The organism is Acidiluteibacter sp., from assembly GCF_055129545.1.
In genome coordinates this window covers 72,480-94,673 of record NZ_JBSRUB010000007.1, presented here as the reverse complement: position 1 = coordinate 94,673, position 22,194 = coordinate 72,480, and the positions used below count along the sequence as shown (strand labels likewise).

General features: G+C 38.1%; 19 protein-coding genes. 7 read left to right on the top strand and 12 right to left on the bottom strand.

Features of this window, described 5'->3' with window-relative positions:
• Positions 1 to 11 precede the first annotated feature (11 nt).
• The 7 genes from ACTB0X_RS03115 to ACTB0X_RS03085 form a co-directional block, all read right to left on the bottom strand.
• Positions 12 to 755 carry a methyltransferase family protein gene (locus tag ACTB0X_RS03115; protein WP_463023525.1) on the bottom strand — a complete coding sequence of 248 codons (744 nt, stop codon included), beginning with the start codon at positions 753 to 755 and terminating at the stop codon, positions 12 to 14.
• A gap of 19 nt (positions 756 to 774) precedes the next feature.
• On the bottom strand, positions 775 to 3,186 hold the full coding sequence (locus ACTB0X_RS03110) for an outer membrane beta-barrel protein (RefSeq protein ID WP_463023524.1): 2,412 nt from the start codon (positions 3,184 to 3,186) through the stop codon (positions 775 to 777).
• A gap of 116 nt (positions 3,187 to 3,302) precedes the next feature.
• A complete protein-coding gene (locus ACTB0X_RS03105) occupies positions 3,303 to 3,749 on the bottom strand; it encodes a PepSY-like domain-containing protein (protein ID WP_463023523.1) in 447 nt (148 codons plus the stop codon).
• A gap of 64 nt (positions 3,750 to 3,813) precedes the next feature.
• Positions 3,814 to 5,058: a sensor histidine kinase gene (locus ACTB0X_RS03100; protein WP_463023522.1), complete on the bottom strand. Its 1,245-nt coding sequence runs from the start codon at positions 5,056 to 5,058 to the stop codon at positions 3,814 to 3,816.
• 2 nt (positions 5,059 to 5,060) lie between these two features.
• On the bottom strand, positions 5,061 to 5,732 hold the full coding sequence (locus tag ACTB0X_RS03095; RefSeq protein WP_463023521.1) for a response regulator transcription factor: 672 nt from the start codon (positions 5,730 to 5,732) through the stop codon (positions 5,061 to 5,063).
• A 104-nt stretch (positions 5,733 to 5,836) separates the two neighbouring features.
• Positions 5,837 to 6,502: a hypothetical protein gene (locus tag ACTB0X_RS03090; RefSeq protein WP_463023520.1), complete on the bottom strand. Its 666-nt coding sequence runs from the start codon at positions 6,500 to 6,502 to the stop codon at positions 5,837 to 5,839.
• Positions 6,503 to 6,568: 66 nt separating this feature from the next.
• Positions 6,569 to 7,147, bottom strand: a complete 579-nt coding sequence (locus tag ACTB0X_RS03085; protein ID WP_463023519.1) for a PhnA domain-containing protein — start codon at positions 7,145 to 7,147, stop codon at positions 6,569 to 6,571.
• A gap of 179 nt (positions 7,148 to 7,326) precedes the next feature.
• Here ACTB0X_RS03085 and ACTB0X_RS03080 point away from each other — a divergent pair, with 179 nt between their 5' ends.
• From ACTB0X_RS03080 to ACTB0X_RS03050, 7 genes are read left to right on the top strand one after another with little or no spacing between them, the layout of a single operon-like run.
• Positions 7,327 to 8,631 carry an aspartate aminotransferase family protein gene (locus ACTB0X_RS03080; RefSeq protein WP_463023518.1) on the top strand — a complete coding sequence of 435 codons (1,305 nt, stop codon included), beginning with the start codon at positions 7,327 to 7,329 and terminating at the stop codon, positions 8,629 to 8,631.
• Between the two features lie 43 nt (positions 8,632 to 8,674).
• Positions 8,675 to 9,613 (top strand): carbon-nitrogen hydrolase family protein, encoded by a 939-nt coding sequence (locus ACTB0X_RS03075; RefSeq protein ID WP_463023517.1) that lies wholly within the window; start codon positions 8,675 to 8,677, stop codon positions 9,611 to 9,613.
• An 18-nt stretch (positions 9,614 to 9,631) separates the two neighbouring features.
• A complete protein-coding gene (locus ACTB0X_RS03070; protein WP_463023516.1) occupies positions 9,632 to 10,042 on the top strand; it encodes a VOC family protein in 411 nt (136 codons plus the stop codon).
• A 3-nt stretch (positions 10,043 to 10,045) separates the two neighbouring features.
• Entirely contained in the window at positions 10,046 to 12,793 is a 2,748-nt protein-coding gene (locus ACTB0X_RS03065) for an aminotransferase class I/II-fold pyridoxal phosphate-dependent enzyme (RefSeq protein ID WP_463023515.1), read from the top strand.
• Positions 12,794 to 12,817: 24 nt separating this feature from the next.
• On the top strand, positions 12,818 to 14,317 hold the full coding sequence (locus ACTB0X_RS03060; protein WP_463023514.1) for a biotin carboxylase: 1,500 nt from the start codon (positions 12,818 to 12,820) through the stop codon (positions 14,315 to 14,317).
• 3 nt (positions 14,318 to 14,320) lie between these two features.
• A complete protein-coding gene (locus tag ACTB0X_RS03055) occupies positions 14,321 to 15,310 on the top strand; it encodes a C45 family autoproteolytic acyltransferase/hydolase (RefSeq protein WP_463023513.1) in 990 nt (329 codons plus the stop codon).
• A 55-nt stretch (positions 15,311 to 15,365) separates the two neighbouring features.
• Positions 15,366 to 16,796, top strand: a complete 1,431-nt coding sequence (locus ACTB0X_RS03050) for an aldehyde dehydrogenase family protein (RefSeq protein WP_463023512.1) — start codon at positions 15,366 to 15,368, stop codon at positions 16,794 to 16,796.
• 64 nt (positions 16,797 to 16,860) lie between these two features.
• On the opposite strand, the gene ACTB0X_RS03045 is transcribed toward ACTB0X_RS03050, so the two are convergent.
• The 5 genes from ACTB0X_RS03045 to ACTB0X_RS03025 form a co-directional block, all read right to left on the bottom strand.
• Positions 16,861 to 17,961, bottom strand: coding sequence for an efflux RND transporter periplasmic adaptor subunit (locus ACTB0X_RS03045; RefSeq protein WP_463023511.1), 1,101 nt, complete (start codon positions 17,959 to 17,961; stop codon positions 16,861 to 16,863).
• Positions 17,962 to 17,995: 34 nt separating this feature from the next.
• Positions 17,996 to 19,252, bottom strand: a complete 1,257-nt coding sequence (locus tag ACTB0X_RS03040; RefSeq protein WP_463023510.1) for an ABC transporter permease — start codon at positions 19,250 to 19,252, stop codon at positions 17,996 to 17,998.
• A 1-nt stretch (position 19,253) separates the two neighbouring features.
• Positions 19,254 to 20,486 carry an ABC transporter permease gene (locus ACTB0X_RS03035; RefSeq protein ID WP_463023509.1) on the bottom strand — a complete coding sequence of 411 codons (1,233 nt, stop codon included), beginning with the start codon at positions 20,484 to 20,486 and terminating at the stop codon, positions 19,254 to 19,256.
• Positions 20,487 to 20,504: 18 nt separating this feature from the next.
• Entirely contained in the window at positions 20,505 to 21,167 is a 663-nt protein-coding gene (locus tag ACTB0X_RS03030) for an ABC transporter ATP-binding protein (RefSeq protein WP_463023508.1), read from the bottom strand.
• A 147-nt stretch (positions 21,168 to 21,314) separates the two neighbouring features.
• The gene (locus ACTB0X_RS03025) at positions 21,315 to 22,139 is read right to left on the bottom strand and encodes a hypothetical protein (protein ID WP_463023507.1); all 825 of its coding nucleotides are present in this window, start codon (positions 22,137 to 22,139) and stop codon (positions 21,315 to 21,317) included.
• Positions 22,140 to 22,194: the final 55 nt, after the last annotated feature.

The window sequence follows — 22,194 nt, the reverse complement described above, 5'->3', positions numbered from 1 at the left end:
ATTATTAGTGTTTAACGGTCTGTATTTAAAAGCGAAGTCTTTTTTTGAATCAATTTGATGATAACGTACCAAATAATTCCAACGACTAAGCCCCAAAACCAATAAGATTTGAGGTTGTAGTATTTGCCTTCATTCAAAAACTCTCCAAGAGATTTAAAAATATAGACCATTATGAACAAGTTGAGAATACCAGTTTTCTCCTGTCTAATAATTTTGACCCAACTGAAAGTATTCTTGGGTGTTTTCCATTTACTCAATTCAGGAATGAATGCAGGAACTGTGGCTGCATAATCGGTGTATTTTGTTCCATATTTATCAATCAAAAAGCTCTCTTCTGCGAAAATAATTCGCTCGTAGTACAACCAATACAAGAAAGTAAATGCAATCAAAAACCAAAAGTTTAAGGTAAACATGGCGATTCCTAACCACATAAAAAAGTTGCCTACATACAATGGATGTCTGCTAATGGAATACAGACCGGTGGCGTTAATGTCATCGGCAATTTGTCCTGCAGAAGTGTTTCTACCAGAGGTATTGTCAGCAGAGTAACCCACTGCTAAAATTCTGATGAGCAAACCAAAAAATCCAACTAGAACGCATGCCACATCATAATAGGCCATCCATGGTTTATTTACGGAGTTGAGTTTGGTGTCTACAAACACACTAATTCCTGCTACTATAATCAAAACAGGGAGGTAGCTTCTATTTTTGAATAGAAAATTACCTTGTGATCTTAATTCGTCTTTTAATGCCATTTTTTTAATTTAATTGAGGTTAGAATTGATGTTTGTATCCCACTCGGATAACTTGAGATTCTCTATAATCGGTACTTCGATAACTGAATCCATTGCCTTGAATATTTTTTCGAATAATACTTGTGTTTAGCAAGTCTGAAGCATTGATGAAAAGTTCTCCTTTGCCATTGTTTAACGACTTTTTGAGTCCGGCATTCAATGTGAATCGTTCACCCATTTTTCCTTGTGGAATGATGTCTGGAGCGAGGTAAATAGCAGTGATGTTGACATCTATTTGTTTTTTCAGGTGGAAGGTAGTGTTTAATTTTACATTTCCAGAAATGATGCTTTGTCGATTCGCAGAAAAAACTTGCGGAGTTGGGTATAAATTATTGACCGTGAATGCTTCGATTGTGTTGTAATAGACATTCACTCCTAAATTATAGGAAATAGATTTCGTCATATCTTGAGAGAATACAGACTCTATTCCGGTTGTGTTACTTTTTCCTGCATTTTGAAAGACGGCATAAATCAAATTACTACTATCTGCTGTAGATGATATCCTGGTGATGGTTCCATCCGAAAATCGACTAAAAATTGAATTGTACCAGTAGCCTTTCTTTAATGTTTTTTTATGAGCGAGTTCAAATGAATTGGTGTATTGTGGCCTCAAAGATGGATTCCCCACTTTTATGATTTCAGCATCGTCGTATTTTGGAAAAATTCGAATGTCTACTTCATTAGGACGATCTATCCGACGGTTGTAGAAAACGGAAAGTTTGCTCCCTGAATTCACCTTATAACCCAATCGTAGGCTCGGAAATGGTTGAAAGTAATTGTATCCATCACTTTTGTAGGTGTTGTGATTGGGGTCTACTTTATAATCTAATTTTACGTATTCCAATCGCAATCCCAATTCGGCATCCCACTTATTTTTTTCAACTGAGTAATTGCTATAAACGGCAGGAATAATCTCTGAATAGGTTGCTTTTCCTCCTGCATTGGTATCTAATGGAGATTGAGCACTTGGAAAAAACTGCATATTTGTTGGGATGGTTCTGACTCTTAGTTTTACTCCTGTTTCTAATTTTCCATACTTTAAAGGTTCGGTATAGTCAATACTCAAATCGCCTACTTTTTCATCCGAAAGGAGTTTGAAGGCTTCCTCTCCCGAATAATTGGGCAGTGTGTTTTGAAAGGTATATTGCTCGTTTTCTCGATGAAAGGTGTAGTTAAAGCTTGAATTCAAACTTCTTCCGGGCAATGCAAATTGATGACTGTAAACCACTTTGCCCATAATGGTTGTCTTCAATTCATTCTCAACAAACTGCCACAACCTTGTTCGCTCTTGGTCATTGTTAAAAAATGGCTGTTCGCCCTTATCGATAATGTGTTCCGTTCCGAATAAAGTTGAAATGGTAATTTGATTCGATTCATTGAGGTACCAATCCAGACCCAAAGTAGAAGTGAAGAAGTTGGTGTTTCTATTCCGCTTGGTTTGTTGATTGATAACCGTCCCATCGTCATAAGTCCTAGTTACAAATTCATTTTTATTTAAAGATTGGGTGTATAAATTATCTACTTGCAAAAAGACATTGATTTTCTTTTTTCTGTAGTTCAATGACAAGGAAGGATTAATTTTTGGCGTATATTGATACTGATCGCTTATGGTTGGTAAGTTCTCTCTTCTGACCCACAAAGAACCTACTCCAGCTGTTGCTCCAAACTTTCCATTGAATCCTTCTTTTTTCTCTTTTTTAAGAATGATGTTGATGATTCCGGCATTGCCGTTGGCATCGTATTTAGAAGTTGGGTTATTAATAATTTCAATGCGTTCAATAGAAGAAGCTGGGATATTTTCTAACCCTGATTGTCCGCCATAACCAGTCAACGCAGATTGCTTTCCATCAATTAGAATGATTATTTTGTCGCTTCCTCTTAGGTTTACTTTACTATCTACGATAGTGATTCCCGGTAAACTTTCCATCGCTTGGATTGCAGATCCACCACTTTGTGAAACATTGTCTTCTAGGTAGAATTCTTTTTTATCCATCTTGGAGGAAATGGCATCTCGTTTTCCTTGAATCATTACCTCTTCTAATTTAGTAACGCTAGGCTCTAATTGGATTTCACCAATGGCAATGAAGTCAGATTTATTTCCAACGAATAGGGATTGTGATTTTGAGGAATAACCAATGTAAGAAGTAGTTAAAGTGTAGTTGCCTGGCGTCACATTTTCGAAAGTAAATCGACCGTTCATGTCTGTTATAGTTCCCGATTGAAAAGTAGAATCATCTGCTTTGTTGATTACCACGGAAACGAAAGGAAGCTTTTCTTGAGAAGAGTCATCGACAATAGTACCAGAAATTGTAATGCTGGAAGTTTGAGATTTAACAATAAAAGGCGTGAAACAAATAAAAAGAAATACTGTGATTCTGAAGTTTAGAGACATAGTTCATTGTTTATTTTGGTAAAACTATGTGGTGATTCTGTTTTTTATTTGAAGTTAAGAGCCAAAAAAAAATACCAAACAGTTTGCTTGGTATTTTTTAATGATCCGTTGTTGTTTTAATCGTCAGCTTCTTCTTTCTCAACTTCTTCTTTGACTATTTTTCCTGAATGGTCGAGTAATAAGTGAATTGTTTGTTCATCGTTTTTCAGTTCGACTTCATATCCTTTGAAATCAGGTTTCTCTATAATCTCAGCATGTTCTGCTTTATAAGTGCTATAGCTTTTTAGAATCATGCTTTTGATGGAGTTAGGCAAATCATTGACCAATATTTTTTGTTCTGTTTCTTTCCATGTGCCATCGGTACCAAAGTTGGCGGAATAATTTATTCCATCTATTCTAAATTCGGCTTCCCATTCGTTCGCATTTTCTTTCTCCCATTTCACCGTTTTTGCTTGAGGGAATTTTTTAGAAAATGAGGTGGTAATAGTTGTTGGAACATCTTGAGCATTAGAGGTAAATGACAACCCAATGACTAGACTAATTGTTGCAATGGTGTTTTTCATAATAGTTGTTTTTAATTGTTTAAGAATCAAAAGTAGGTTGTAATTCTAAAGAAAGTCTGTAGACTTATTGTTTTGAAATTTTAATTGAAAAAGTAGTGCCATCGCAGAATAAATCCATTTTTAGTTGACTCGTTTCCACAATGCGATTTACTATCGCCAATCCTAATCCCAATGAATTTGATTTCTGATTGCCTTTTTTAAATCGGTTTAAAATTTCTTTGGTATCACACATTTCTGCAGTGGAATTAACAATACTAAATGAGGTGGAATCTAATCTGATATCTATTTTTCCACCTCTTAAATTGTGCTTTATTGCGTTTGTTAATAGGTTTGTTATTAATATATTCGCTAGTGTGTTGTCGATTCCTAATTCAAATTTATCGATTGAATTTATAGAAATACTTAGGCGACTCTCTTCCGAAAAAGCTTCGAACTCCTTCAATTTATTATCGATTAGTACATTGAAATTGATGGTTTTAATTTCATTAAATTGGCTATTGTCTAATTTCGCCAACAGTAGTAGTTTCTCATTCAATTTGGAAAGTCGCTGTGCGGCCTGATAGCAAGTATAGATTCGTTTGTTATTCTCTGCAGAAGGCTCATCTTGAATAATCTCATCTAGCGTCATTAAAATAATGGCCAAAGGAGTCTGAATTTCATGAGAAGCATTTTCGGTAAACTCTTTTAGCGTTTGATAATCCTTTTGAACCTTAAGCGTGATGTCTTGAATTGATTTTTTGAGTGTTTCAAATTCATCTATATTGGATGCCTCAAGCAACAAAGGTTCAGGGTCAGAAAGGGAGAAGTACTTTAATTTATTGATGTTGGCATAAAACGGTTTCCACAATTGTTTCGAGAATCGTTGATTGTAGAAAAATAGAAGAACAGCAAAAAGGATCAGATTTAGAGTGAAAGTAAAGATGGTGGCCAATAAAAAGTCTTTTCCTTCGATGATCGATTGCCGTACTTTAATGAGGTATACTTGGTTATTGATGATCCGGTATGATTCTATTTCTCTAAAAAGTTCTTCTTCTGATTCTATAGGATCGTATAGATATTTATTTTGTATGACAGTTCTTTCCGTTTTTATTTGATTCAGTTTCTTTACTTCAATAATGGGTTCAATCGAAGTAATTTCGATCCCTTTTTCCAATTGTTGAATAATTCTTAACTCATCCAACTTGAGCTTTTCATCTACTTCGTCATAAATCAAAAATTGCAGTGTAAGGTACAAAGCAAATAAGGAGATAGGCAATGTGAGTAGCAATACCGCTAGAAAGTTTCGATTGGTTTTGGTAATTAATTTCATGATTAGCAATATTTATAACCTATCCCGTGAATCGTCTTCAAATAATCGGTTCCTTCGAGTTGATCTATTTTCTTTCTTAAATTCTTGATGTGGGTATAAATGAAATCATAATTGTCAACGAAATCAATATTATCTCCCCACAAATGTTCTGCGATGGACTCCTTGGTTAATACCCTGTTTTTATTGGTAATAAAATAGAGTAGGAGAGCAAACTCTTTTTTGGTTAATTCCAACAATTGGGCATTGATGTAGGCTTGATTCTCTGAAAGATTAATGGAGATTTCATTAAAGGTTAAAACCTCCTCCGATTGGAATAGTTTTCTTCTTGCCAGTGCTTTAACTCTAGAATTTAATTCAGCTAGATGGAAAGGTTTGGTGATGTAATCGTCAGCACCCAAGTCAAGCCCTTTTACTTTATCGTCTAATGAGTTTTTCGCTGAAACAATAATAATGCAAGGTTTCTCTTGGTGTTTTTTGATCTCAGACAGAATGTCCAATCCATTGCCATCTGGTAAACCAATATCCAAGATAATGATGTCAAATTGATTGTAGCGTAACTTTTCGTTGGCTTCCTTTTTATTGAAAGCTGTTATTACCACATCGATTTCCTTTTTTAGAAAATTAGCCATCGTCTGGCACAGTTCAATTTCATCTTCGATAATCAGTAACTTCATTTTACAAAAGTATTCCTTAATTCTGAAGGATTTCTGAAGTTGATGGATAGGAATAGGTAGTTCAAAAAAAAAGCGAATGAAATTGAATTCATTCGCTCTAGTTATTATTTCACGTAATATCGGACTAGCTTTTGGACAGGGGAAGTAGGGTTAGAGGCATACTGTATCTGAGTATTGTAAATGATCCCTATGTTTTTGGCGTATAGTTTATTTCTGTTTCTATCTCTGAAATGAGCATACGCTCCCTTAAAGTCAACTTTCTCCAAAGCATTATAGGTTTTAAACGATCCCGCAGGCACTGATACAAGACTGTCTTTATTTCTCATTTGTCTGTAGATATGATAAACAGTATCATTAGTCGTTATCAAATTATAATGGTTAAATAAAATTGAACTGAAGTCGGTTAATGAAAAATAGATTCTACCATCAGAGTCTATTATATAATCTAAAGAATCTCTTAATATAAAATGAGTTTGTGTATTTGGAATATGAGATGGAAGTATGAGAACCGCATATTTATTTCCGTTTATCAAAGTATCTCTTTCTACGTAACTGCTATCATAAACACCCAAAGCGGTTTCATTGCCATTAGTGTCTATGTTGTATCGCTCATAAATCCAGTAATTTCCAACATCAAGCTTTGCATATTCACTAGCTGAAGTAGCATTAGTAACAGGAGGAGGAATGATTATATCATCATCTTCTTTTTTACAAGCATAAAGAACTATGGTTAGAAAAAATAGAGACAGCCATTTGTTTAATAAAGTCATCGTTTTTTGGTTTAAAATTCAGTCTAAAAACGATTCGCTTATCACTTTATTGTTATAGCAACTTAATTATGACTTTTTTACAAACTCGGTCAAGATTACAATCTGCTGTCCGTTTACTTTTCCTTCTATTTGTGAAGCATTGTCGTGAACCAATGAAATGCCTCGAACAGCCGTTCCACGTTTTGCGGTAAAATTGGCGCCTTTTACATTTAAATCTTTGATTAAAACCACAGCATCTCCAGCAGCTAATAATGCGCCATTGCTGTCTTTGTGAATGATTCGATCTTCTTCTGCTACATGGTCGTTAGTGGCTTTTGCCCATTCTTTGGTTTCATCTTCCATGTACATCATGTCGATCAAATCTACTGGCCAGCCTTCAGCTTTCAATTTGTGCAACATTCTCCAAGCTACAACTTGCACTGGTGGGTTTGGATTCCACATGCTGTCGTTTAAGCATCTCCAATGATTGGGATCAATCAACTCCGAATTTTCCAACTGCGTTTTACACGTTTCACAAGCATATACTGATCCATCAACTGTTCCGCTAGGAGTGGGAGGAACGATATAGATTCCCAAGGATTCTGTTGATCCACATAATTCACATTTTGATTCGCTTCTTGCTTGCAATTCTTTTTCTAAACTCATAAATTTCGCTTTGGATGCCGCAAAAGTAGGCTTATTTGAAGAAATTAAAAATCAAAGGCTAATTTGTTAAATGTTAGTTAGAAATATTGCAAAACAGACGATTTTTTTGACCTACCTTTGTAGCACTTTTTTCAAGAAAAAAACAATCTAAAAATATTTAATAATCAATTGATAATAAAATGAATAAGTCAAAAAGCGAAGCACTTCTAGCCCGTAGAAAAAATGCCGTTGCAAATGGTGTTGGTGTATTTAATACCGCTACAGTTCAATCGGCAAAAGATGCCACCATAATAGATGTAGATGGAAACGAACTAATTGATTTTACAGGAGGAATTGGAGTGGCAAATGCAGGTCATTGTCCACAGCCTGTCGTTGACGCTATTATCAATCAAGCGCAAAAATTTATTCATACGAGTTTTAATGTGGTGACCTATGAGCCATACATTGCCTTGTGTGAAAAACTAAATACCTTATTTCCTCACGGTGGTAAAGCAAAAACCATGTTGGTGAGCACCGGAGCTGAAGCGGTAGAAAATGCGATTAAAATTGCAAAACAAGCTACTGGCAGAAGCGCTGTAATTTGCTATTCTGGGGCTTTCCATGGTCGTACGATGATGGCCATGACATTGACTTCCAAAACAGCATACAGTATCGGTTGTGGCCCATTTGCGCCAGAGGTGTATCGAATAGATTATCCTAATTTCTACAAAAAGGGAGAAGGAAAAACAGAAGAAGAGTTTGTTGCTCAAGAATTAAGACGATTAGAGAAATTTTTCATAACAAACGTTCAACACGAAGATGTGGCGGCCATTATATTGGAGCTCGTTCAAGGAGAAGGTGGTTTTACTGTGGCTCCGAAAGCATATGTTAAAGGATTGAGAGAGATCTGTGATAAATATGGCATCATGCTGATCTTTGATGAAGTGCAAACCGGTTTTGGACGCACAGCCGCTTGGGGAGCCATGAATCATTATGATGTTCAACCAGACATTTCTACTTGGGCGAAATCAATGGGTTCAGGAATGCCAATTGGAGCTGTAATCGGGAAACAAGAAGTAATGGATGCAGCAGCGCCCGGAACCATTGGTGGAACGTACATCGGAAATCCTATTGCTTGTGCCGCTTCATTAGCGACCATTAAATACATGGAAGACATCAACCTCAATGAAAAAGCTCAAAAAGTAGGAGACATCATTCGCAACCGATTTGAGGTATTGAAGTCAAAACACCCTCAGATAGGTGAAGTTAGAGGACTTGGAGCCATGATTGCGATGGAGTTTGTGAAAGACAATGATCCCAGCCAGCCAGATTATGAATTGTGCTCTAAATTGGTCAATGCTTGCGCAGATAGAGGATTAATCGTAATTTCTGCGGGAGTGCACAAAAGTGTGTTAAGAACCTTGTGTCCTCTAGTAATTTCTGAAGAGTTACTGAATAAAGGCTTAGATATTATAGCTGAGGAATTGGCTAAACTGACTGCATAATTGCAGTATTAATTTTTACAAATAGATTATAACAACTTACCATATGAAACCATTTTCAATTGGAGGCATCCAGATGCACGTATCAGCGAATCAGAGAAATATCCCGTTAATGAAACACAAGATTGACGTGATGTGCTCTGTTTATCCTTGGGTTCAAATGGTGGTGTTGAGTGAGCTTTGTGCTTATGGTCCTTTGACCTATTTTGCACAAGAAAGTCACAATAATGACGAAAAGGAATTTCAAGAAATTGCCAAGAAATATGGTATTTGGTTGATTCCTGGAAGTATGTTTTATAAGCGAGACGATAAAATATTCAATACTGCTTGTGTCATCAATCCTCAAGGTGAGATTGTTGGTCGTTATGATAAGATGTTTCCTTTCTATCCTTATGAAGTTGGGGTGACTGGTGGCGATCAATTTTTGATGTGGGATGTGCCGCAAGTTGGAAAGTTTGGTATTTCAATCTGCTACGACATGTGGTTTCCTGAAACCTCTCGAACAATGGCTGTAAATGGGGTAGAGGTAATTATTCACCCCACGTTAACAGGAACCATTGATCGTGATATTGAATTGGCATTGGCTCAATCTACTGCGGCAACCAACCAATGTTATGTGTTTGACATTAATGGATTAGGAGAAGGTGGTACTGGTCGTTCTATTGTATGTGGCCCTGATGGTCGTGTGTTGTATCAAGCGAGTACAGGACCTGAATTAATTCCAATTGAAATTGATTTAGAGCGAGTAAAAAAGAGTCGTGAAGAAGGTTTATTGCGACTAGGACAGCCGTTAAAAAGCTTCAGAGACCGCAAAGTGATGTTTGATATCTATGAACCTGGAAAAAAATATCCAGAATTAGATAAATTGGGCTCATTATCTAAGCCTATTAGAATGAAGCAAATAGAGTCGACTCTTAGCAGTCAGCACCCACCTGAGTTTTCAAATGATGGAAATAATGATATTCCAATTAATAAAATTCTGTAACTTAAGCAGAAAAAAAACATGAAGACATCAACAAGGCGACCGAAAGTAGAAGAAATAAATATTAAAGGAAGTTTTGTCAGTTGGTTTGAAATTCCCGCCCTGAATTTTGAACGTGCAGTAAATTTTTACAATTCAATTTATCAAATGAAAATGGAGACGAATACCATGAATGGGTATTCTATGGCCTTTTTTCCGGGAGAAAATGAAACTGGTGGAGCCATCATTTCAGGCGAGGGTTCGAGTCCCAGTGATAAAGGATTATTGATTTATTTGAATGGAGGAGATAATCTAGATTTGATTTTGAATAGAATTGAACCTGCTGGCGGGCGTGTACTCATGTCGAAACAAAAAATTAACGACGATGCAGGTTACTTTGCACTGTTTATAGATAGCGAAGGAAATAAAATGGCTCTTCACTCAAAAAATTAATTAATGCCAAACGAAATTGCTTACACCAAAAAATTTAAAGCGAAAGATTATTTTAACATTGCCCAATACAGAAGTGATTCATGGAACAACCTGAAATTAGTAGCCACTCATTTTGCTAAAAATGATTTCGAGCAATTTACTTCAGAAACCTTTATTGAGCGAATCAATCATTCTTTTGAGTCCCTTAAAGTTATAGAGCGCTATTTTGCTTATCCTGGTGTCAAATACATCGATTCCTTAAAGTCGATGTATGATAGAGGCCAATACGCTGCCTTTACGCACTCTATTTCTGAAGTAGTGCGTTCATTGATAAGCGAAAGTTATCGTTCCAATAGAAGCGCCACAGAAACCGAGGAAAAGCGCAAGAAAATGTTGGGGGATGATAAAGTGAATCAGCCTAAAAGGCAGAATTACTTTGAAGTCATCGTCGTCGATGAGATCTCTGAAGACGAGAAAACGAACCTTCGAAATAAATTTGAACAACTTAGAAGCAAGAGTGAACAGTTTACCTACGATGTGATCTTCTTATCGAATGTGGAAGATGCATTGATTGCGTTACTGTTTAATCCCAATATACAAACTGCGATCGTCCGCTCGGGAATTGCAAAAAAGTCGTCGGAAGATTTAAAGTCCATCCATCCTTTTATCACAGGATTGGACAGCATAGAAATCGACGAAAGCAAAAACTTAGATTTAGGATTGAACTTAGGCAAGATCATCAAGTTGCTGCGTCCTGAATTAGATTTATTTTACATCTCAGATATTGCCGTTTCTCAATTGAGCGACAGTACCTTGGATTGCTTTAAAAGGGTGTTCTATAGAACGGAAGACCTGCAAGAAATACATTTAAGTGTATTGCACAGCATTAAGGAACGATACGAAACGCCATTCTTTTCGGCATTAGTTGATTACAGTAAAAAACCAACAGGAGTGTTTCACGCCATGCCTATTTCTAGGGGAAACTCCATTTTTAGGTCTTCTTGGTTGCAAGATTTTGGCGACTTCTATGGGAAGAATATTTTCTTAGCAGAAACCTCCGCAACTACTGGTGGATTGGATTCATTATTACAACCTACGGGTCCTTTGAAGAAAGCACAAGAACTTGCTTCAAAAGCATACGGTTCGTTAAGTTCGTATTTTGTAACTAACGGTACTTCAACTGCAAATAAGATAGTACTTCAAGCATTGGTTCAGCCTGAAGATTTAGTGCTAATTGACAGAGATTGCCATAAATCACACCATTATGGGTTGGTACTTTCGGGAGCATTGCCTGTGTATTTGGATTCCTATCCTGTCGAAAAATACAGCATGTACGGTGCAGTTCCATTAGCGGAAATAAAGCACAAGCTGCTTAAATTAAAAGAAGCAGGGAGATTAGACAGTGTTAAAATGTTGCTGTTAACCAATTGTACCTTTGACGGAATTGTGTACAACGTTCAAAAAGTAATGCATGAAATCTTGGCCATAAAGCCAGATATGATTTTCTTGTGGGATGAAGCGTGGTTTGCATTTGCTGGATTTACGCCTATCTACAAGCAGCGTACCGCCATGTACTCGGCTAGAATGTTGCAAAAAAGGTACAAAAGCGACAGTTATAGAAAGAAGTTTGAAGCCAATAAGAAATTAGAAAACCCGGAACCAATGCCTGATCCTGATTTAGTAAAAATCAGGGTGTACGCGACACAATCTACTCACAAAACGTTGAGTGCTTTGCGTCAAGGTTCCATGATTCATATTTATGATGAGTCTTTCAAGCGAAAAGTAGAAGATTCCTTTCACGAGGCCTACAAAACACATACTTCAACTTCTCCATCCTACCAAATATTGGCCTCATTGGATGCTGGAAGAAGACAAGTGATGTTTGAAGGTTATGAAATGGTGGAGAAAAGCATCGAAATGGCGATGGTATTGCGTTCGAAGATTGCTACCCATCCGCGTTTGAAAAAATACTTTGATGTGTTAACTGTTGAAAACAATATTCCAAAAGAGTATAGAAAGTCAGGGATCTCTCAGTATTTTAATCCCAAAAATGGATGGATTCGAATGGAGGAAGCATGGACGAATGATGAGTTTGTGTTGGATCCAACAAAGATCAATTTGTTTATTGGCCGTACTGGGGTAGATGGAGATACGTTTAAGAATAAATTCTTAATGGATCAGTTTGGAATTCAAATCAATAAAACATCAAGAAACTCTGTGCTTTTCATGACGAATATTGGGACTACGAGAAGTTCAGTCGCCTATCTGATTAGTGTTTTGCTAAAGATTACTGATCAATTGGATGAGCAACGGGAAGCAATGAGTAATGCTCAATTAAAAATAGTGGAAAGGAACATTAAGTCGTTAACGGAGGATTTACCGCCATTGCCTGATTTCAGTCATTTTCACAGTTCATTTCAAGCAGTTCCAGGTGTGCCAGGTGGTAATATACGAGAAGCCTATTTCTTGTCTTATGACGAAACAAAATGTGAGTTCATCAGAAGAGGAGAGTGCAAAGAGGCGATGGCCAATGGTCGCGAGATCGTTTCGGCTTCTTTTGTGATTCCTTATCCTCCTGGTTTTCCAATTTTAGTGCCTGGTCAAGTATTGAGCAATGAAATTTTAGAGTTCTTTATCAATTTGGATGTGAAGGAAATCCATGGATATCGAGATGAGTTAGGGATTCGAATCTTTACTCAAGCAGCTCTAAATCGTAAAAAAACCGCTACCGCCATGATGGGAGTCTATTCCATGAATGGCCACTCTAAATAATTAATTTCTAATAAAATATAAAGTATGTCTGCAAAAAAATCAAGCTCGAAAACTAAGAAAAAATCAGAAAAGGAAGTGTTAAAAGGAATACCTGAAATTAGAAGATTCTTTTACAGAAATGAGAAACCAGTTTATTTTATAAGCGCGACCAATTTTAACTTATTGGGAGCTGATGAGTGGGTTCGAAAGTTCAAATTTATCTGTTACATCGAGTGTTTTGATGGTGGACATCCAAACGTATTTGCTCCTAAAGAAGAGCTTCCACACGAAGAGTTTACTAGCATTGAAGACATCAATAACTACCTTTTAGAGCACAAAGAAGTGGTGGATTACATTAAAAAAAGAGGGCCTGGTGGAAAAGCACTTTTCTTAATGTTTGATGAACGAACTGAAGAATTGGCCAAGAAAAATGGCCTAGAGGTTTGTTTTCCTCCAGCCAAGATGAGAAGCTTTATGGACAATAAGGTGAACACGAACCGAATTGCTGAAAAAGCAGGTGTGCCTTGTGTTCCTTATGTGTTGACTAAGATTTCATCGTATAAAGAATTGGGAAAGAAAGCCAAAGAGTTGGGAACGGATTTAGTAATTCAGTTGCCATACGGAGATTCAGGACATACGACCTTTTTTATCAATGATGAAGCGAGCTATAACAAGCATGCAGACGAAATAGAGGGAGAGGACGAAGTAAAAGTGATGAAACGCATCAACTGTAGAGGTGCGGCAATCGAAGCTTGTGTGACCCGCCATGGAACGATTGTAGCGCCTTTAATGACAGAGTTGGTTGGCTTTAAAGAATTGACTCCTTACAAAGGCGGCTGGTGTGGAAATGAAATCTATGCCGATGCATTTACGAAAACCATTCGTGCGAAAGCAAGAAAATACACCAGACTATTTGGAGATCAGCTACGAAAAGAAGGTTACAAAGGATATTTTGAATTGGATTACTTAATCGACCAAGATAACAATCAGATATATTTAGGAGAATTAAATCCACGTATTACAGGTGCGAGTTCAATTACCAACCATGCGGTGTTTGCATTGGCTGATATGCCATTGTTTATGTTCCATTTATTGGAATGGATGGATCAACCGTATAAACTTAGTGTTAAGGCAGTCAACGATAGATGGGCTCGAAAAGAAAACATTGACAATTGGTGTCAATTGGTGATAAAATACACGGAAGACAACATTAAATTAGTTTCAGAAGCTCCTAAATCAGGAATTTGGAGTTTACAGCAGGACGGAGAATTTGTTTATGATAGAATGGACACTCACCGTAGAGCCATTGAAAATGAAAATGAAGCGTTCTTCTTGAGAATTACCCGAAAAGGCGATTACCTCTACGAAGGTGCCGATATGGGAATTCTAGTGCTTAGAGGCCGCTTAATGACCGATAATTTTGAGTTGAAAGATCGCGCTAAGAAATGGATTAACGCCATTAAAGGCAAGTATCAAACAATTGACCCAAGTGAAGCTCAAATTCAATTGAAAGAAGCCGAAATAGGTGGGTTTAAAATGATGTAAAATATGCTCGTCTCGCTTAAGAGTGTTGAAGAAGATAAGGTAGGAAAGAAGTGGCAGAAGTGTTTCAACAAGTCGTGGCCGTACTATAGGAATTGGTACGTACAGGAAGGATTGCTAGCGCGTCCTGGCTATTTAACGTGCGTCGAACAACTGGAAAAATACATGCCAGAGCTGTTGCCCATTTATGAAGAAGTTGTGCGATTGGCTGGTGGTGGAGACTTGGCTGCTCGCTATTTGAGCATGTACAATCCGCCGGTGTTTATGAGCGGTTGCACGCAAGTGGCGTGGAATAAACCGCCCTATTCTTTGATTCGAAACTACGATTACAATCCCAAATGGTTTGAAGGCAATGTTTTTAAAACGAATTGGTTGAAGCCAGTTATTGGAACTTCTGATTGCAATTGGGGGTTGCTAGATGGAATCAACGCAGATGGACTTTCCATCTCCTTGACGTTTGGTGGGAAAAATAGCAGCGCCGACGGTTTTGGGATTCCACTCATTATGCGTTATGTTCTCGAAACGTGTTCGAATACGGAAGAGGCGGTAGCTTGCTTGCAGCGAATTCCTTCGCACATGAGTTACAACATCACTATTTTGGATAAAAATGGAGCGTTTCGAACCGTGTATCTATTCCCGGGAAAGGCGCCATTTATCGATCATGAAATGGTGGCGACAAATCACCAGCAAGCCACGGAGTGGTTGGCATATGAGGAGTTTACTTTAACCAGAGAGCGAAAACAGTTTTTGGATGAAATGGTAAATATTCCGAATATTTCACGAGATCAAATACGGAACAAATTTTTATATCCACCTTTGTACAATAAAGACATCCAGAAGAATTTTGTTACTCTTTATGGTGTTCAATATGATATAGAAGAGTTGTCAGCTACCTATTTTTGGCCTGGCAGAAGCACCAAACAAAGTTTCGATAATTTCAGACAAGAACGGATTTATATCAATATCAATAATGCCAAAAAGGGCGAGTTCAAATGAAGTTAGCAAACTTCAAACAGACAAATTAATACCGAACAATTCAATATATAACAACATGAGAAATTATCAGTCAAATAACTATATCGCAGGGAAGTGGGAGTCAAAAGGAACGGGAGAATTTCAGGTTATTTTAGATAAATATCAAGGAACCGAAATCGGAAAAATTCCACAAGCGACAGAAGAACAGATGGAAGCAGCAATCGTTGCGGCCAATGAAGCTTTTGAAATCACTAAAAGATGGTCGGCAGGAAAGCGCGCAGAGATGATGCAAAAGCTGTACGACAAGCTAAAAGAAAGAAAAGACGAATTCATTAATATTATCATCAATGAAGGCGGGAAGCCTCGTTCATACGCTACCAATGAAGTAGATCGAAGCTTAACCACTTTGCGTTTGGCCATAGAAGAAGCCACTCGTTTTGGTGGAGAAGTGGTGCCGATGGATTGGGGAGCAGGTGAAGGGAAAACGGCTTTCACGAAGCGTTTTCCTATTGGCGTAATTGCTTGTATTACACCTTTTAACTTCCCGTTAAATCTAGTAATGCATAAAGTAGCTCCTGCGTTGGCAACTGGCTGCACAACGGTAATTAAACCAGCGCCACAAGCGCCAATGTCGTGTTTGGCTTTTGCGTCCTTGATGGAAGATGTGGGGTATCCTGCAGGTGTCATCAATGTATTGGTGTGCGACATTCCTGTTGCAGAGAAATTGGTAAAGGATGAGCGTGTTGCTAAATTATCGTTTACTGGAAGTGATAAAGTAGGTTGGTATTTGAAAAGCATTTGCGGCAAGAAAAAAGTAACCTTAGAATTGGGCGGAAATGCATCTGTTGTTGTCGATGAGGATGTTGACGTAGAATCAATAACAGACTTAGTAGCCAAAGGAGCTTATTTATATGCCGGACAGATTTGCATCTCTACGCAACGAATTTTTGTGCATGCGAAAGTATTCGACCGTTTTCAGTCGGCGTTGATTTCATCCATTCAGAAACTAAAAGTGGGTGATGCGCAAGATGATAATGTGATGGTAGGGCCAGTAATTGATAAAGGACATTTAAACAGAATCAATGATTGGGTGCAAGAAGCCAAACAACAAGGCGGAAAAGTATTATTGGGTGGAGCCATTTTAAGTGATGAGCACAACCTTTACGAACCAACATTGATCACCAATAGCAATTCGGATATGAAAGTGGCCGCAGAGGAAGTATTTGGGCCAGTAGCGGTATTGGAGAAGGCGAACAGCTTCGAAGAAGCCATCAAAATGACGAATGACTCTAAATATGGATTGCAAGTTGGGGTGTACACCAATTCGTTGAAAAATTTCAAATACGCCACTGAAGAGTTGGAAGTAGGAGGAGTGATTATGAATAACATCCCAGGGTTTAGAATCGATCACATGCCGTACGGTGGAGTAAAAGATTCAGGATTAGGAAGAGAAGGAATAAAATACGCCATGGAAGAAATGACCGAAGGGCGTTTGATCGTGTATTAATGTTATTTTTTAAACCGCCGTAGGGACGTTGCATGCAACGTCCCTACGGCGGTTTCTTTTGTTTTTAGTTATTCAACGGAGCAGACAAATTCCACAATTTGAATTGATCGTCTTTATTCACACCTTCTTTCAATTCAATGTTAATGCCATCAGAAAGACCAGTCTTCACGTATCGCTTTTCAAAAATCTGATCTCCAACCATCAATTCTACATAAGCAGAGTCGCCATCAAATTGCAATAAGGATTCTGGCAAAGCCAAAACGCTGTCTCTTCTTTCCAACACAATGTCTGCATTGGCGCTGTAGCCAGCTCTCACAAATTGATTTTCTTTTAATTTAACTGCCGCTTTGATCTCAAACTGAATGGCGCCATCTTCTTCGATTCCTTTTGGAGAAATGTATTCCAAAACTGCATCAAAGGTTTCATTTTCAATGGCTCCAATTCTAAGAATCAACGCCATTCCCTCTTTAATTTTACCTACTTCCGATTCATCTACTTTTCCTTCAAACACCAAATCGCTCATGTCGGCAACAGAAGCCACTGTGGTTCCGTCGTTCATGGTATTGGCTTCTATCACTGAGTTTCCTTCTTTGATTGGCACATCCAACACCATTCCTGAAATGGTAGATCGAATCAATCGGTTGGTGGTGCTTTTGTTGTTGGAAGTTTCTCCTTTTTGAATCAATTCCAAATTGTCTTGTGCAGCCTTCATTTCTTCTTTTGCTGATTTGTAAGACAATTCAAACGGTTGAAATTCAGCAGCAGCAATCACGGATTTGTCTTTTAACTCTTTATTTCGATCCAAGTCCATCTTTGCATTGTCCAAACTAATCTTCGCTTGACGCACTCGATTTTCAGCATTGTTTAGGCTCACCATGTTTGGAATAATCTTCACCAAGGCAATTTTATCTCCTTTTTGAATCATCTGCCCAGCTTCCACATAAATGACATCAATGATTCCTGACACCTGTGGTTTGATTTCAATCTCTTTACGGGGAACAATTGATCCTGTAGCCACTGTCTTTTTGATGATGTCGGTGGTTAACGTACCAGTGGTTTGGTAAACCGTTGGCACCTCCTCCGATTTAGAATACAAGAAATAGATCGTCCAAACGAAGATGGCCAATAATACGATTCCAATAAATATTTTAAAAAACTTTTTCATAATCAATTGTTTACTTTCTTGTTTGTGTTCTTTTTTATTCTGTTCTAAGTGCTTCTATGGGTTTTACTTTCACTGCTTTCCTTGCGGGAATTAATCCTGCCAAAGCGCCCGAAATAACCAAAATGACCAATGCTGTTAAGGCCACTTGTAAATCGATTTCTGGGTTGGTAAACATGCTGTCGCCGTCAGCAGGGCCAAGGTTGGCGGCAATTAATTCCACCACACCAATTCCTCCAACTAATCCAAAATAGCCTGCTAATCCGGTTAATACAATGGATTCCGTCATAATTTGAGAAATAATGGAGGCAGGAGTCGCACCAATGGCGCGTCGGATTCCTATTTCTTTGGTTCGTTCTTTAATCACAATCAGCATAATGTTGGTCACTCCAATCACTCCAGCCATCAACGTTCCAATGCCCACCACCCAAATGAGGGTAGAGATGGCGCTAAATAAACCGCTCATTTGTTTGAATTCTTTCTCTGCATTGAACGATCCAAAAGCTCGATCGTCTTGTGGAGCAACTTTGTGGCGCTTTTTAAGAATGTTCACAATTTTCTCTTCAACTGCTTCACCTGAAGAATTCGGGTTGGCGGTCACTGCCATCCAACCTACGATGTTGCCATAATTGAATGCTTTCTGAAAAGTAGAGAAGGGAACAAACAGCGTTTTGGTGTCTTTTTCAGCTTGGTTGCCCGATTTCTTGGTTTTCCAAACGCCAACCACTTTAAAATAAACGCCATTGATCTTTACATTTTCATTGATCGGACTTTTATCGCCAAACAGCACTTCTTTCACATTCGTGCCGATGATCACTACTTTTCGTTTTTCTTCAATGTCCAAATGGTTGATGAATCGGCCTTCTAGAATGTCCATCGGAGAGATGAATTGAATCTGAGGATAATCACCCATCACGCTAAAGTTGCCCGATTTGGTTTGGAAACTCACATTGTTTCCACCTTGATAACCCCGTAATTGATTCCGTGGCGCTAAGTATTCTATTTCGTTTACTTCACGGCGAATGGCTTCCATGTCTTCATTGTCCATATTGAATCGGCGGCCTTTGGGCAAACCCGCATAGGGAATGGAAGTGCTCTGTGTCCAAATGAAAACGCTATTGGTGACCGTGCCGCCAAAACCACTCGTAATCCCATTTTCCAATCCTTTTCCGGCCCCCAACATCACCACCAGCATAAAGATTCCCCACGACACGCCAAAAGCGGTTAGAATCGTCCGAACGGTGTTCTTTCGAAGAGAACTATATATTTCTTGCCATTTATCGCTGTCAAACATATTATTCGTCTCTTAGTGCTTCAATGGGTTTAATCGCTGCTGCGCGAGTGGCAGGAACCAATCCTGCTAACGTTCCGGCTACAACCAGTATAACGGTTGCCGTCAGTGCGACTTGAAAATTAACCTCTGGATTATTGAAAAACTGGGTGTCTGGCGGAATAAAACTGTCCACCAATTCGATGAGGCCAACGCCCAACACTAAACCGATGTAACCAGCCACGGAAGTAATCAATACGGATTCCATAATAATCAGACTAATAATGGAGTAGGGCGTAGCACCTAAAGCTTTACGGATGCCAATTTCTTTGGTGCGTTCTTTCACCACAATCATCATAATGTTACTAATTCCTACAATTCCTGCGATAATCGTCATGGTTCCGATCACCCAAATAAAGAGGGCGATGTTGTCAAACAGGTTATTGAATTTTAGGAATTCTTCTACATTGTTCCAAAAACGAATGGCACGCTCATCCTCTGGATTAAAGACATGGGCTTCGGCCATTTTTTGACGAACTGCTGTTTCTATCTGATGGCTTTCTTCAATGCCGGCATCGCCTACGGTAAACATCATTTGATGCACTCGGTTTCTACCGTTGAATACCATTTGAGCCGTGGAAATGGGCAAATAGAGCATTTCTTGTTCGTTTTCGCCACCTTCGTCTTCAAAGATGCCAATCACTTTAAAGGGAACGCCGCTCACTTCTAAATACTTTCCCATCGGGTCTTCGTCCTTGAACAACGTCTTTTGAACCAACGTGCCGATGGAAACGACTTTCCGCTTTTGCTCAATATCTATGTTATTGATAAACCTTCCTTCGATGGTTCTTGTTTTCTCGATGTATTGATGATCGGGATGAACGGTTCTGATTCCAAAATCGCCAGTTTCTTTTTTGTAACTCACATTGGAACCAGGCACATAAAAACGACCACTCGCTTTCTCCACGCCTTGTATGTCGGTCTTGATGGTGTTGAAATCAGCATTGTCGAACTGAATAAAACGCCCAGGTTTCATGCCTTTATAGGGCTCGCTCGTTTGACCGCCAAACACCCAAATGCTATTGGTGGCGGCATCTCTAAATTCTACTTTTACGCCGTTTGACAAACCAGTACCGGCTCCCAGCAGAATAATCAACATGAAAATTCCCCACGCTACGCTAAAGCCAGTCAAAAACGTACGCAACTTGTTTTTGCTGATGGTGTGAAATATTTCTTGCCATTTGTCTCTGTCGAACATGGTGGTTAGCGGCTTGGATTAATCAATGATGCGTCCGTCTTTCAGTCGAATCAATCGGTCTGTTTTGTCGGCAATGTCATTTTCGTGAGTAACTATAATTACTGTAATTCCTTCTTTGTTGATTTGTCGCAATAAATCCATCACTTCGTGGGAAGTGGTAGAATCCAAGGCTCCTGTAGGCTCATCGGCGAGCAATACTTTAGGGTTGGAGATTAACGCTCTAGCAATGGCTACCCGTTGTTTTTGACCTCCAGAGAGCTCGTTGGGCATGTGTTCGGCCCATTCTTTTAAGCCTACTTTGTCTAAATATTCTAGCGCCAATAAATTCCGTTCTTTTCGGTTCACCTTTTTGTAATAGAGAGGAAGCGCAACATTTTCCATGGCATTTTTGAATGAAATCAAGTTGAACGACTGGAAGACAAACCCCAGGAATCGGTTTCTGTATTGTGCGGCCTTGGTTTCGCTTAAGTCTTTGATTAAAGTACCGTCTAGGGTGTACGAACCTTCGTCGTAATTGTCGAGCATGCCCAAAATGTTGAGCAACGTAGATTTACCAGAACCGGATGATCCCATAATGGAAACCATTTCACCTTCCTTAATTTCGATGTCGATCCCTTTTAGGACGTGCATACTGTTCTTACCCATTTGGTAAGACTTGTGAATGTTTTGCAACTTTATCATAACTGCTGACCAAGTTAATGGAAGATTTGGTTGTGGAATACAGCTATTTTATAAGCGGTCGATTATACGGATGGGATGGAAAAGTGGGGGGGATTTAGTTTACTAAAGGAGATAACCCATAATGCACTATATAGATTATTAACGACTTTATTTTTCATCATAAGCTTTCTTCTTAGCTATATAATCCATTAAAGAGGCTTGACTCAATGAACAAGATATTTTTCTTTTACTTAATTCAATGGGTCTAAAGGTGAATTTTTTGAGATTTGAGAAATCCTTTGACAATTCTTTTTCTATAAGCTCTAATTGATTATTCATTTTTTTTAAGATTTCATAATCTTCAGGTCTTGGTTCAATAGCATATTGATTAAGAAGTTGTAGTCTTGGAAAGTTTTGTTGTTGATCTGACTGTTTAATACTACTCATTAATGGAAGTACTTTCATAAATGTCCCCTCAACAAATCCATGAATTAATTTATATAGTTCAGGATTCGAATATGCACTGTGTCTTTCTAAATATTTATTACTTTTTTCTTCCCATTTTTTATGATTTTGTAAAATCCAACTCCACCAGGTTCTCTCAGGGGTTACGTTGGGTTTAGAGTTTAAATCTAGATTATCAAAAGTTTTACCAAACCCTTTTTCTGATAAGAAGTCATCGAAAGTAACAGGAAACTCTTCATTTACAGAAACTGAATATGCATCTGTCCAAAATGAAATAAAATCAGAGAATAAATCAAAAGCATCTTCGTATTCGGCAAGTTTTAAAGGAGCCATTCTCTTATTCTCTCTATCTTTTACGAGTTTATCAATGATTAAGACTGTTATTACTACACCAAGTATTTCTGTAAAAAAATTTAATCCAAAGTCCTTGATTTCATTTTCTCCAAAGAACCAGAGGCAAAACCCTCCAATTGCAAATGCAATAAGTAATATTGAAAGTAAGTTGTTTTTTATTTCTATTTTCATCATTTAATAGAGGTTAATATTCATATTTAGCAAAAGTTATAGGTACATACACTAAACC